This window comes from Tepidimicrobium xylanilyticum (assembly GCF_900106765.1).
Lineage (GTDB): Bacteria > Bacillota > Clostridia > Tissierellales > Tepidimicrobiaceae > Tepidimicrobium > Tepidimicrobium xylanilyticum.
This window is the reverse complement of sequence record NZ_FNNG01000010.1, coordinates 68,165-81,754: the sequence shown is the minus strand read 5'-3', so window position 1 is coordinate 81,754 and position 13,590 is coordinate 68,165. Positions and strand designations below refer to the sequence as shown.

General features: G+C 33.4%; 10 protein-coding genes, 2 pseudogenes and 2 other annotated features. Of the genes and pseudogenes, 4 read left to right on the top strand and 8 right to left on the bottom strand.

The features are described from left to right. Window positions 1-153: 153 nt before the first annotated feature. Window positions 154-1,164 (top strand): ABC transporter substrate-binding protein, encoded by a 1,011-nt coding sequence (locus BLV68_RS10845; RefSeq protein ID WP_234949893.1) that lies wholly within the window; start codon window positions 154-156, stop codon window positions 1,162-1,164. A gap of 182 nt (window positions 1,165-1,346) precedes the next feature. Further along, window positions 1,347-2,315 (top strand): C40 family peptidase, encoded by a 969-nt coding sequence (locus BLV68_RS10840; RefSeq protein WP_093753712.1) that lies wholly within the window; start codon window positions 1,347-1,349, stop codon window positions 2,313-2,315. An 80-nt stretch (window positions 2,316-2,395) separates the two neighbouring features. Here the strand turns inward: BLV68_RS10840 and trpS are convergent, their stop codons facing one another. The 5 genes and pseudogenes from trpS to BLV68_RS10815 all read right to left on the bottom strand — a co-directional run bounded on the left by trpS (window position 2,396) and on the right by BLV68_RS10815 (window position 7,621). Further along, complete coding sequence (trpS, locus tag BLV68_RS10835) at window positions 2,396-3,382, bottom strand: tryptophan--tRNA ligase (protein ID WP_093753710.1); 987 nt, start codon at window positions 3,380-3,382, stop codon at window positions 2,396-2,398. A gap of 36 nt (window positions 3,383-3,418) precedes the next feature. Continuing rightward, window positions 3,419-3,627 (bottom strand) — a binding site (T-box leader). A 52-nt stretch (window positions 3,628-3,679) separates the two neighbouring features. Beyond that, complete coding sequence (gene epsC / locus BLV68_RS10830) at window positions 3,680-4,225, bottom strand: serine O-acetyltransferase EpsC (RefSeq protein WP_093753708.1); 546 nt, start codon at window positions 4,223-4,225, stop codon at window positions 3,680-3,682. A gap of 4 nt (window positions 4,226-4,229) precedes the next feature. After that, complete coding sequence (cysK, locus tag BLV68_RS10825) at window positions 4,230-5,147, bottom strand: cysteine synthase A (protein WP_093753706.1); 918 nt, start codon at window positions 5,145-5,147, stop codon at window positions 4,230-4,232. Window positions 5,148-5,240: 93 nt separating this feature from the next. Then, window positions 5,241-5,477, bottom strand: a binding site (T-box leader). A gap of 55 nt (window positions 5,478-5,532) precedes the next feature. Beyond that, window positions 5,533-7,269, bottom strand: a pseudogene (locus BLV68_RS10820) (thioredoxin domain-containing protein); the annotation flags it as partial. A 121-nt stretch (window positions 7,270-7,390) separates the two neighbouring features. After that, window positions 7,391-7,621 carry a hypothetical protein gene (locus BLV68_RS10815; RefSeq protein ID WP_093753702.1) on the bottom strand — a complete coding sequence of 77 codons (231 nt, stop codon included), beginning with the start codon at window positions 7,619-7,621 and terminating at the stop codon, window positions 7,391-7,393. 292 nt (window positions 7,622-7,913) lie between these two features. On the opposite strand from BLV68_RS10815, the gene BLV68_RS10810 reads away from it, so the two are divergent. After that, the gene (locus BLV68_RS10810; RefSeq protein WP_093753700.1) at window positions 7,914-8,126 is read left to right on the top strand and encodes a sulfurtransferase TusA family protein; all 213 of its coding nucleotides are present in this window, start codon (window positions 7,914-7,916) and stop codon (window positions 8,124-8,126) included. On the opposite strand, the gene BLV68_RS10805 is transcribed toward BLV68_RS10810, so the two are convergent. Next, window positions 8,123-9,019 (bottom strand): LysR family transcriptional regulator, encoded by an 897-nt coding sequence (locus tag BLV68_RS10805; protein ID WP_093753698.1) that lies wholly within the window; start codon window positions 9,017-9,019, stop codon window positions 8,123-8,125. The two genes, BLV68_RS10810 and BLV68_RS10805, sit on opposite strands and share 4 nt — an antisense overlap. A 172-nt stretch (window positions 9,020-9,191) precedes the next feature. Between BLV68_RS10805 and BLV68_RS16000 the strand changes: the two are divergent. Then, a pseudogene (locus tag BLV68_RS16000) lies at window positions 9,192-10,394 on the top strand (YeeE/YedE family protein). A gap of 129 nt (window positions 10,395-10,523) precedes the next feature. Here BLV68_RS16000 and BLV68_RS10790 read toward each other — a convergent pair. Continuing rightward, complete coding sequence (locus tag BLV68_RS10790) at window positions 10,524-11,873, bottom strand: APC family permease (protein ID WP_093753692.1); 1,350 nt, start codon at window positions 11,871-11,873, stop codon at window positions 10,524-10,526. Window positions 11,874-11,882: 9 nt separating this feature from the next. Beyond that, window positions 11,883-13,580, bottom strand: a complete 1,698-nt coding sequence (locus BLV68_RS10785) for an FAD-dependent oxidoreductase (protein WP_093753690.1) — start codon at window positions 13,578-13,580, stop codon at window positions 11,883-11,885. Window positions 13,581-13,590: the final 10 nt, after the last annotated feature.

The following is a 13,590-nucleotide window of genomic DNA, read 5'->3' as shown; positions in this document are numbered from 1 at the left end:
CTATTTATTTTCAAATAATTATTAAAATAGAATCCCAATTTATCATCTTTTTATTCATCACTATATATTTAAACTGTAACTAAAAAAAATAATCAGAATATTATAGCTATAAAGATGGCTTACAATATTAATAATATTATAGGAGGGATACATTTGTCAAAGGTTTTTAAATTTATACCCTTGTTCCTAATAACAGCTTTAATATTATCTATTGGTTTAACGGGATGTAAAAAGAGTGAACTCCAAAGAGTCAGATTGATAGAAGTTACCCACTCCCTTTTTTATACTCCTCAATACGTTGCAATAACCCAAGGCTTTTTTGAAGAAGAAGGTCTTGAAATCATACTTACAGATGGCAAAGGCGCAGACAAATGTATGGCAGCTTTATTAAGTGGTGAAGCAGATATTGGTTTTATGGGGCCAGAAGCTTCCGTATACGTTTATAACCAAGGGAGAGAGGACTATGCAATAAACTTTGCCCAATTAACACAAAGAGATGGCTCTTTTCTGGTAGCACGAGAACCAGATCCAGATTTCACCTTTAATAAACTTAAAGGAAAGGAGGTATTGGGCGGAAGAAAGGGCGGTATGCCCTATATGACCTTAGAGTATGTAGTAAAAAAACATGGGCTTACTCCCGGAGTAGATGTGAATTTAAGAACAGATATCCAATTCGATGTTCTTGCAGGAGCTTTTATTGGTGGAGAAGGTGACTACGTAACCTTGTTTGAACCTGTAGCAGCTACCCTAGAAAAGGAAGGAAAGGGCTATGTAGTAGCTTCCATTGGTAAAGAAGGAGGATATATACCCTATACTTGTTATTCTGCTACTAAGAGCTATATAGAAAAAAATCCTCAAATTATACAGAAATTTACCAATGCCATTTATAAAGCTATGTTATGGGTTCAGAGCCATACTACTGAAGAAATTGCAGAAGCTGTAAAACCTCAATTCCCAGATACAGACCACGAAATACTAGTTAAGCTTATAGAAAGATACAGGGAGCAGGACAGCTGGAAACCAGATTTAATCATTACAGAAGAAGGTTTAAAGCATATGATGCATATAATGGAGCTGGCAGGAGAATTGGATAAAAGAGCAGACTATGATAAGATAGTAACTACTGATTTTGCAATTAGAGCTATGGAAAACATTAAAAAATAAAATTGTAGAGGGGAAACCCAGTATGGGTTATTCCCCTATTAATCCCCTTAAATTAAGTCTTAATGTAAAAGTTGGATAAAAGTGTTTACAAAATAGTTACAATTTCCACTTTATTTATTCTGCTATTTAGTATATACTATTAATAAATAAAACTAAATCTAGCGTATAAAGGAGTTGTTCTTATGCCAGATTCCAGTTCCTGGAAGAAAAAGATTGTCGCATTTACTTTAGCTGGAACCCTTTTTGCCAATCCTCTATTAGTACAAGCAGAATTAGGAGATCAAATATTGAAATATAGTATGGAACACGAAGACGTAAAAGTTCTCCAACAGCACTTGATTAACTTAAATTTCTTAGACCTTGAGGAAACTACTACATATTATGGAGACCAAACTCTTAATGCAGTTAAAAAATTTCAAGAGTTTATCGGATTAAATCCAGATGGAGTGTTTGGTTCTGAAACCTTTGAGGCTTTAAAGAAAATTATTGACTTGAAACCTTTAGTACATGAGAGAGTACTAAAAGAAGGTGATGAGGGAGAAGATGTTAAAGCCTTACAGGAAAGATTAAAAATATTGGGTTTTTTAGATATTGATGAGTGTACTACATATTTTGGCCCTCAAACTAGACAAGCTATTAAGGATTTTCAAAAAATATATGGCCTTAAGGTTGATGGAATAGCAGGAGATGAAACCATTGATGCAATAAATGAAGCCTTAAAGGGTAATAGACGAAGAGTTACTATAGGATCAAGTAGAGGAAGCTCAAGAAGCAATTCTTTAGGTGAAAGAATTGTCGCTACTGCTATGCAATATCTAGGTTGTCCTTATGTATATAAAGGATCTAGTCCCAAGGGCTTTGATTGTTCTGGATTTACCCAATACGTTTATAAGCAATTTGGAATAAACATTTCCAGATCCTCATCTACGCAAGCTAATGATGGAGTTAGGGTGGATAGAGAAGATTTACAAATTGGGGATTTATTGATTTTTACCGGTACTAGAAGTTCTACCCCTGGTCATACTGGTATATATATAGGAAATGGTAAATTTATCCATTCCAGTTCTGGTAAGGCTAGAGGAGTTACTATTTCCGATTTAGATTCTGAATATTACAATAAGCGGTTTTTATATGGAAGAAGATTATATTAGCAAAAGGAGATGGTTTGAAAACCATCTCCTTTTGTTGGCTTGGTATTCATTGGGAAAACGAATATCGAAACACCTTATATTTATATAAATCCCACTTTCTTATATACTTTTCTTAACGTCTTATTTGCTACTAAGCTTGCTCTTTCCGCTCCTTCTCTATATATCTTTTCCAAGAATTCTTTGTTATTCATTAAGTCTTCATATTTTTTTTGAATAGGCCTAAGACCTTCTATAATCACTTCGGCTAAATCTTCCTTAAACTTTCCATACCCAATTCCTTCATATCTATTTTCAACATCTTTAATGGAATCCCCAGAAAAAACGCTATAGATGGTTATTAAATTCTTTATCCCCAACTGCTCATCGTTGTATTTTACTTCTCCAATGGAATCAGTTACTGCCCTTTTTATTTTCCTTCTTATGACATCGGGTTTATCTAATATTAAAATATAGCCATTTTCATTTTCATCTGACTTAGACATTTTACTTTCTGGATCTTGCAGGCTCATAATCCTTGCACCTTCCTTTTTAATTAAAGGTTCTGGCACTTTAAAAGTTGGGCTATACCTGTTGTTAAACCTTTCCGCCAAATCCCTAGCCAATTCTATATGCTGCTTTTGATCTTCTCCCACAGGTACTAAATCAGTTTGATATAATAAGATATCTGCAGCCATCAATACCGGGTAAGTAAATAGACCTGCATTAAGATTTTCTTCCGATTTTTTTGATTTTTCTTTATACTGGGTCATCCTACTTAGTTGTCCCATGTAGGATATAGTATTTAATACCCAAGCCAACTCCGCATGGGCAGGCACATGGGATTGGATGAAAATAGTCGATTTTTCTGGATCAAGTCCACAAGCTAAATATATGGCTAATACTTCCAAAGTATTCTTTCTCAAATCCTTTGGTACTTGAGGAACGGTTATGGCATGTAAATCTACTATGGAATAATAACAGTCATAATCATCTTGTAATGAAAGCCAATTCTTTATAGCTCCTATATAATTTCCTATTGTAAGTCCGCCTGAAGGCTGAACACCGCTAAATACAACTTTCTTCTCCATATAGATACCTCCTATAAAAAAATCCCTTTCAGCTCATAAAGAGACGAAAGGGTTGCTTCCGTGGTGCCACTCTAATTGGCCTAAGGCCCACTTTTTACCTCTAAGGGGGTAAACCCTAATATCCTACTGAAATTTCAGATATTAACTCTCAAGCCCATTCGATATAATAGTGTCATCAGGCTCCCACCATCCCTGACTCGCTGTAGACCTTTATTATATCTACTATTCTTGATCATAGCTTTAAAATTATCTTTTATTCTCATTATACATATTTTTTTTAAAAAGTAAACAATAGTTTTAAATTACATACATTAAATAGTCTCTTTTATTATATTTCACTATTCTTCCAGGTACCCCCACAACAGTTGAATATGGGGGCACATCCTCTAATATTACTGCATTAGCTCCAATCTTAGCTCCTCTGCCTATGGTTATAGGGCCTAATATTTTGGCTCCAGCCCCTATCATTACATTATCTTCAACGGTAGGATGGCGCTTCTTTCCAGGTTCTCCGCCAATACCTCCCAAAGTCACCCCATGATAAATTGTTACATTATCTCCTATCTCAGCAGTTTCACCTATAACTACTCCCATTCCATGGTCTATAAATAACCTTTTTCCAATCTTAGCACCGGGATGAATTTCAATTCCTGTAATCCTCCTTGCTCTTTGGGATATAATCCTAGCCAATAGAAATCTCCCTTTTTTATAAAATCTATGTGCTATCCTATGATAAACTAAAGCTTTTAAACCAGGATAGCAAAAAATCGCTTCTACCAAGCTTTTTGCAGCTGGGTCTTTTTCTTTTATATTTTTTGCTTCCTCTAAAATATATTTTAACATCCTATCACTCCTCATTAAATAAAGCAGTTGAAAGATATCTTTCACCTGTATCTGGTAATACTGTTACTACCTTTTTACCTTTTCCTAATCTTTTAGCTATAGTAATTGCAGCATGGATATTAGCTCCCGATGATATACCACAGAAAATTCCTTCTTCTTTACCCAATCTCCTAGATTGAATGAATGCATCCTTATCGTCTACAGTGATTATTTCATCAATTATATTTCTGTCTAATATTTCTGGAATGAAGTTTGCTCCTATCCCTTGAATACCATGACTACTTGGATTTCCACCTGATAGAATTGGCGATTTGCTTGGCTCTACAGCAACAATTAATATGTCAGTATTATTTTCCTTTAATCTCCTTCCTACTCCAGTTATAGTTCCACCAGTTCCTACTCCTACTACAAAAGCATCGATATTACCTTTTGTATCTTCTAGTATCTCTATGCCTGTTGTTTCATAATGGGCTATTACGTTGTTTATGTTCCCAAATTGATTTGGCATAAAATAACCTTCTCTACTAGCCAGTTTCTTAGCCAATTCTACTGACCCCTTCATTCCATACTTGCCTTCCGTTAATATTAATTCAGCTCCATAAGCCGCCATAAGCTTTCGCCTCTCCATGCTCATGGTATCGGGCATTACAATTATAACCTTATAGCCTTTTGCAGCTCCTATCATGGCAAGAGCAATCCCAGTATTACCGCTGGTAGGCTCGATAATTGTACTTCCTTTTTTTAATATACCCCTTTCCTCTGCATCCTTAATCATATAAAAGGCTGGTCTATCCTTTACACTCCCAGCTGGATTGAAGCCCTCTACTTTTACCCAAACCTCTGCCATTTCTGCAGTTGTCATATGATTTATTTTTACTAAAGGTGTTCTGCCGATTGTTTTATAAATACTGTTAGCTATCATTTTATCCCTCCTCAAAAAATTGAATTTATATAATATTTTTAGTTTATCCTAAAATTAATATAATAAAAAAACCCCTTACCTCATGTATCAGCATACAGAGGCAAAAGGTCTCCTTTCGCGGTTCCACTCTGTTTAAGGCTAATTGCCTTATCTCTATTCGAGTACTAACATACTCTAGTTCTGTAACGGGAACAACCGTTTAAGTCTACTAAAACTTCGACCAAAAACTCCTTGGAGCACTTCGAATATACCAGTATAGATTCCTTCCACCAAATAGAATCCTCTCTATAATACTCAGTATATTCTACTTTCCCAAATCATAGTTTTTTGCTTTTTAAATATTATATTATAGTATAACATATTTGTTACAAATTGCAAATTTTTTCTATATTCTAAAAGATGTAAAAGCTAATATAGAATATATGTGAGCTGTTAGGTTCCTGTATATATTTTTTCCAAACGAATAGAATAACTTAGTTAATATATCGTATAGTCTTTCATCCTTCGTCAATCCATATAGTTGTTGTAGAGTTAATCCAGCAAAGGAATTCCCAGATGGCATTGCTCCGTCATAAAAATCCTTTAACCTTAAGACCAACTTTTCGGATATATTGCTGTAATGGAAGAAGCCCCCATCAACCTTATCCCAAAATAGTTCTATCATTTCATCCTTTAATTTTTTGCTTATTTCTAAATAAACTTCTTCTTTTGTAACTTGGTATAAGGTTAAAAGACCATATATGAAAAATGCATAATCCTCCAGAAAACCATAATTATAGCTTTCTCCATCTACATAGGTAGATAATAAATGACCTTCTTTATCGATACAATTAGCTATAACAAAGTCTGCTGCTTCTTTTGCTTTTCGTATAAATAAGCCTTTATTTAACACTTTGCCTCCATAGGCTAAACTGGCTATAGCTAACCCATTCCACGAAATTAGTATTTTCTCATCCCTATGGGGTTTTACCCTTCTATTCCTATAGGATAAAATCACATCCCTTATGTTATCCAATTTACTCATATCCAATTCACTAATAGAATCTAGGTTTTTTCCAATCATATTAGGAATATTCTTGCCTTCAAAATTGCCTTCTTCTGTTATATTGTAATAGTTAGTAAAATATCCTCCAAATTCTTCACCTAAGAGATCAATTATTTCATCATATTCATATACATAGTACTTCCCCTCTTCCCCTTCAGTTTCTGCATCCAAAGCAGAGTAAAATCCACCCTCTTCCGATGCCAGATCCCTTAACAAAAATTCAAATATCTTCTCTCCTACGTCCCTATAGATTGGTTTGTTCATAATTTCGTAGGCTTTAATATAAGTAATTCCTAAAAGAGCATTATCATACAACATCTTCTCAAAATGGGGAACTAACCATTTTTCATCTACTGAATACCTATAAAATCCATAACCTATATGGTCGAAAATTCCACCTTTATACATGTTAATTAAAGTATTTTCTGCCATCATCAATGCCTTTTCATCTGCCATATTATAGCCATATTCCAATAAAAAGAGTATATACTGGGGTAATGGAAACTTGGGTCTATAGGAAAAACCACTATTTCTATCATCGTAAATCTCTTCCAATTCATCTTTAGTCCTTTTTAATATATCTTTATCAATATTTCCTTTAAGACTGCCATTGTATATTCTATCTATCTCTTTTAATATGTTGTTGCTATCCTCGATAATATCATCTTTCTTTTTCTTCCATAAATCCTTTACTTTCATTAACAGTTCTATTAAACCAGTTAATCCCTTTTTAAACCTTTTTGGGAAATAAGTGCCTGCAAAAAATGGCTTGCCTTCAGGAGTTAATATTAGAGTAAGAGGCCACCCAGTTGTTCCTGTTAAAGCTTCCGCAAAGGTCATATATACCTTGTCTATATCCGGCCTTTCCTCCCTATCCACCTTAATTGGAACAAAATGTTCATTTAATATATGAGCTACCTCTTCATCTTGAAAGGACTCTTTATTCATATTATGACACCATCGACAAGTGGAATAGTCAATGGATATAAATATGGGTTTATCTTCCTCCTTAGCTTTGTTAAAAGCTTCTTCCCCCCAAGGAAACCATTTTATTGGATTATAAGCATGCTGTAATAGATAAGGAGATTTTCATGGATTAATTTATTGGGAATTCTACTGCTTTCATTCATATGACCAAACCCTTTCATAATGTATTTATATGTATATTTTAACCATAGGGTTTACCTATATTCACAAATTATGACTTACTTAACACTTCCTTCTTTATTCTACTATACAACTCATTTCCGCTAAAAAGCCTTCCATCATATTTGAGAATCTTGTAACTCGATTGAAAATGGGTTTCTTCCCTTATTATACTATCCAGTTGGGCAGTTCTATTTTGCTCCACATCTATTATCTTACTTGCAATTTTTTCAAGATTAAGTAATCTCTTCTTAGGAAAAGGTATCGATCCTCTGACCTGCAACACCACCTGTTAAAATAGTATAATCTATCCTAACCTATTTCACCCCATTTAATCCATATTCACTATACTACGTTATACCCATATTAATTTTTTTATCACAAAAAACTGAAAAATATCTTATAATTTTAAGGTATCAAAAATGACCTACTCATCCCATTAGCATATGAATTGGTGAAGGCATGCTTTTTATTAGTTATCAATACACTACATTAAACCAACGGAAAATTTTACTTCTGTAGATTTTTTGGTATAATTAATGTGTATAAATATTATTGAAAAGGTGAATGTTGTTATGAAAACAGTAGATTGTCTTGGCGATATGTGCCCTATTCCCATTATAAAAACTAGAAAAGCTCTAAAGAAAACTGAGCCAGGAGAGACCATTAAAGTAATAACAGACCATAGCTGTGTATTAGAAGCCATAAAAAGCAACTTTAAAAAATGCAATATAACACATGAGGAAGTCATAAATGGAATTTGGGAAATATCCATTACAAAAAATTAGCATAAACTCTTTTTAGCGATTTTCTTAAAATATTCAATAAAATTATATAATACTTCATTTCCTTTTATATTGTTATTATATATTAGATACATATCATACTCAATAGAGTAATCTCTAATATTTATTTCTTTTAATTGCTCATTATATAGCTCTTTTTTTATAGAAGTATAAGGTAAAAAGCCTATGCCAAATCCATTTAAGACTGAGGATTTTACAGATTCCGCAGAATCACTATTATACAAAATATTTAAATCTTCTATTTTTAAACCTATAATATTTAACTTTTCATTAATGGAATCAATAACGTGAAGTTTATCATTTAATAGAATAAATGGATGCTTTACCAATTCTTCAAAATCTATTTCATCTTCAATTTCATAATTCTTAGGAGCTACTAATACAATCTTGTCCTTACCTATCTTATAATACGATAGATTTAAGCTTTTAGGCTTATTGTATATTACCCCAATATCACATATATTGTTTAAGACATTTTGTTCAATTAGATCTAATTCATTTGGGTTTAATTCATAGCTGTAATTGCCAAATTGATTTTTAATTTCATACATAACACAGGGTAAAGAATATGTAGCTATAGACCAACAAGCTTCTATTTTTATATTCCTTTCATTCTCATCAGCAAGTTTAAGCTCTTTAAGCATTGCATTATATGTTCTGATAATATTATCTGCATATTTAAAAGCGATAATCCCTTTATCGGTTAATTCGACGCCCTTATTGCTTCTTTCCAATAATTTAGTTCCTAATATTTCCTCCAACTTTAAAATCTGTTGACTTAAAGCAGATTGCGAAATATGAGATTCTTTAGCTGCTTTAGATATGCTCCCTGCAATAGCCACCTTGCAGAAATAATCTAAGTATTCTATATTCACAAATATCCATCCCCTTGTTTCAAACTATTCTAAATTGTAATTATTACTAAATATATTATATAATATATTTAACAAGGTTACACAATACATAAACTAAAAAGACATAACTGTCAAATGGCAAGCTAATTATTGACATTAATTGTATAATAATTAACTATTGGAGGTGGATTTTATGTATTCAAATAAGGGACATAATAAAAGAAATCAAGTCCCTTTAGGAATTCTAGTTTTAACTATCGCCATAACATTCGGCATATTTCTGTACTTTAAATCCCATCTCCTCTCCTTCTTCTGGATGACTGGAATAGCCTCTGGCTTCATATTGCAAAGGTCTAAATTCTGTTTTGCTGCAGCATTAAGAGATCCTTTCCTTATTGGCAGCACTTCCCTTTCTAAAGCGTTACTAATAAGCATAGCATTAACCACTATTGGATTTACAGCTATTAAATATGGGGCCTATACAAATGGACAGGAAATTCCAGGTCAAATATCAGTGATCAATATAAGCTTAGCAACTATAATAGGAGGAATATTATTTGGTATAGGAATGGTTTTAGCTGGAGGATGTGCTTCAGGATTACTCATGAGAACTGGAGAAGGCTTTCTAACCCAATTAGTAGCCTTAGTTTTTTTCATTTTAGGTTCTCTATGGGGAGCACATGATTTTGGCTGGTGGAATGAAAAGTTTATTTCAAAGGGATTTAAAGTATTTCTGCCAGATATACTTGGCTGGTTTAAAGCGTTAATAATTCAGCTTTCATTCATAGGTTTACTATATGTTTTCCTTGATAAATGGGTACCAAATGAAAATGAGGATTTTTTTGAATAGGGGGTCTAGGTTTTGAACTTAAACAATAACAGATGTTATAGCAAATGGTTTAAAGATTCATGGACTTATATTACAGGTTCAGTATTGCTTTCCTTATTTCAAATTGTCACATTAGCTGTAACAAATGAACCTTGGAGAATTTCATCTGCGATGGCTTACTGGGGTGCTTGGATATTAAAAGCTCTTAGAATAGATGTTTCCCACTGGTCCTATTTTAATATAGAAGGAGGCCAAGAAATATTTAGTGGAGGATTTTTACAAGACCCTTACTCCATTAGGAATTTTGGAATTATAGTAGGTGCTCTTTTTTCATCTTTAATGGCCTCCCAATTCAGAATTAGGAAGATAAAGTCAAAAAACCAATTTATATTAGCAGCTATAGGTGGACTATTGATGGGTTATGGTGCTAGAATAGCTTCAGGGTGCAATATAGGTGCCCTTTTTAGTAGTATTTCTAGTCTATCCTTATCCGGTTGGATTTTTGGTCTAGCTGTTGTTATTGGTGCTATCATTGGAGGCAAAATAATAGTTAGGTTTTTAATGTAAATAATAAATAAAACAAGTCAAAAAACCTATGAAATAGTCAATAAATAAAGACAAATCATAAAGAGCAACTTCCCGATTCAGGTTTGGTGGTATCACGATACAGAAAAAACAGATTTGCAAACTCGCTACTTATATATCTTTTGCTGGTTTATATTTTGTATTACATTTCCTATAATAGAAAACTCCTGCAATAACCCATATGAACATGAATACAATCGATGGGAAGCTAAGTCTAGCTGGAGAAGTCGGAATTATCAAAAGTCCAATGAATAAAGTGCTTACAATTGCACCTATTAATGACAGATACTTTTCTGCCTTGTTTTTACCAATCCTATAACTTATGTAACATACATATAGGTATACCAAAGCAGCCAATAATGATGACATATCAACTATATATAATATTACCTGTCTTCCAATAAAGGGTGCGATTAAACCTACAAGGCTAACAAATTTAATTGCATTTTCATTTACTCCAGCTTTATTTTTCTTATTATACTTTTCAGGGAACAATTTATATGTGGATAAAGCGCCAATTAGCTTAGAACTTCCTAACATAAATCCATTGATTCCGGTAACTACTGCTGATATTAAAGCAATGGTCAATAATATGAATCCTATGATACCTAAATTGCTTAAAACCGCTGTACCAAGAGCCCACTCTTGTTTTAGCACATCTTCTGGCCCATAAGCAAGTGAAGTGATTATGTTCAAAGAATTATATATAAATATTCCTGAAAAAATGGATATAATCCCCATAGTTACAGCTTTTCCAGGCTTAAAATTTAGTTCTGTACTCACTTGGGGTATAACATCAAATCCTACGAATAGAAATGGAGCTATGGCTAATACCCTTGAAATTTCACCAAGATCTATTTTAGTTTCACGTATATAATTTTCGACAAATATTGTCCTATTGGCTTTAAAAATCATGACTGAAAGTACTACTATCACATTTATAACTAAGAATAATACCATTATGTTTTGGGTTCTAGCACTAGTTTTTACTCCCTTTATATTGATATAGGCAAATAGTAATATTACAAAGCTTGCAACCAATATTTCAGACAAATATACGGGATGTCCTGCTACATGATATAAATATATCTTTTCCACAGAAGATCCAAAGAGCCTTTTTATAACGAGTACAAAAGCCGTTGCATTTAATGGCACTAGACTTAAATAGCATAATATCAAACTCCAACCTACTATGAATCCATTTAATTTCCCCATATTTTCGTAAGTATAGGAGAATTCCCCGCCATCTTTAAGGTGATTTTTCATCATAACCCTATAACCTATTTGGACAAAAACTACAGCTAACCCTCCTAAGGTTAACCCAATGGCCGTATTTATGACTCCCGATTCAGGAAGAAATTTAGTCCCGGGTAGGGTAAACGAACCCCACCCTATAATGGAACCTAAAGCCAGGCTCAATATATCTACTGGATTTAGTTTATTTTCCCTTTTCTTTTCCATAGTATCACATTATTTAAAATTATATTCCGTTAATATTTTATTTCTTCCAGTAACGTGGTCATTGAAGTATTCATAGTAGGATATGCCTAAGAAAGAACCAGATATATTGTATAGATTGTCAAATCCCATATGTTGCAATGCCATTATCGCATTATAGCTTCTTTGACTTGAACGACAATGTAAATACACAGGTCTATCTGTAGGAATTTCATCAACTCTCTGTCTTAGTTGGCTTAAAGGTATATTAACAGCATTAATTAGATGGCCTGCTTCGTATTCATACTTTTCCCTTACATCAATAATATGGGCATTATTTTCTACCAAATCCCTAACTTTGGTAACTGGAACTTGCTTAAAAACGCCATTTAATATATTTAATCCTACCATGGCTGCATGGTTTACAACATCTCTTGCAGTACCAAACATTGGTGCGTAGCATAGTTCCAATTCCTTTAAATCCTCTAAGGTTCCATTCATCATAATTAAAGTCGCAATTACATCTATTCTCTTATCTACATTTCCCCTTCCTATAGCTTGAGCTCCTAATATCCTCCCTGTTGGAACTTCAAACAACAGTTTAAAATGCATAGGACTACTATTTGGCATTAATCCTACCTTATCCTGTGGAATTATATATACATAGTCGTAGATTATGCCAGCAGCTTTTGCTTGCTTTTCGTTAAGTCCTGTACAAGCTGCATTCAAAGCAAATAATTTTATAACTGAAGAACCAATTACTCCATTGTTTCTTACAGGTATATTGTATATATGATCTGCAGCAGCTCTCGCCTGTCTCTGGGCAGGTCCTGCAAGAGCAAGTCTTGTAGGTTTTTTAGTTAACCTATTATATACTTCAATAGCATCCCCCACTGCATAGATATCCTTATCGCTAGTTCTATAATTGCGGTCAACTTTGATTCCACCTGTTTCTCCAATCTCAAGACCAGCTTCCTCAGCCAATTTAGTTTCAGGTCTTACTCCTATGGCCATAACTAAAGCTTCAGCCTTCACTATTTTGCCAGATTGCAATTCTACATAATCTTTTCCAATTTTTTTAACACCATCACTAAGTATTAAATCTATCCCATGATCCATTATTTCCTTATGTAATATCTGAACCATATCATAATCGAAAGGTGCCATAACTTGGTCTAAAGCTTCTATTAGGGAAATGTTCATACCAGCCAAGCGTAAATTCTCTGCTACTTCTAGCCCTATAAAACCTCCACCTATTACTGCTACGTCCTTAATACTTTTCTCCTTTATATATGTCTTTAAATTATCTATATCTACTACATCTCTTACTGTAAACACATTTTGGTTGTAAATGCCTTCAATACTATTTGGACGAATTGGACTTGCCCCTGGTGAGAGGACTAATTTATCATAGTGTTCCTCATATTCTCTTCCTGTGCTTAAATCCTTTACTAAAATGGTTTTTTTACTTCTGTTAATTTTAATAACTTCATTATTTACTCTAACTTCAATATTATACTGTGCTTTAAAAGTTTCTGGATCCATCAACACCAAAGATTCCATATCTTCCACAATTCCACTTAAATAAAAGGGCAGTGAGCAATTAGAAAAGGATACATGAGGTCCCTTTTCAAAAATTATAATCTCCGCCGATTCATCTAATCTTCTTAATCTAGTAGCTGCAGAAGCACCTCCTGCAACTCCCCCCACTACTAAAATTCTTTTACTCATCCTTTTTCCC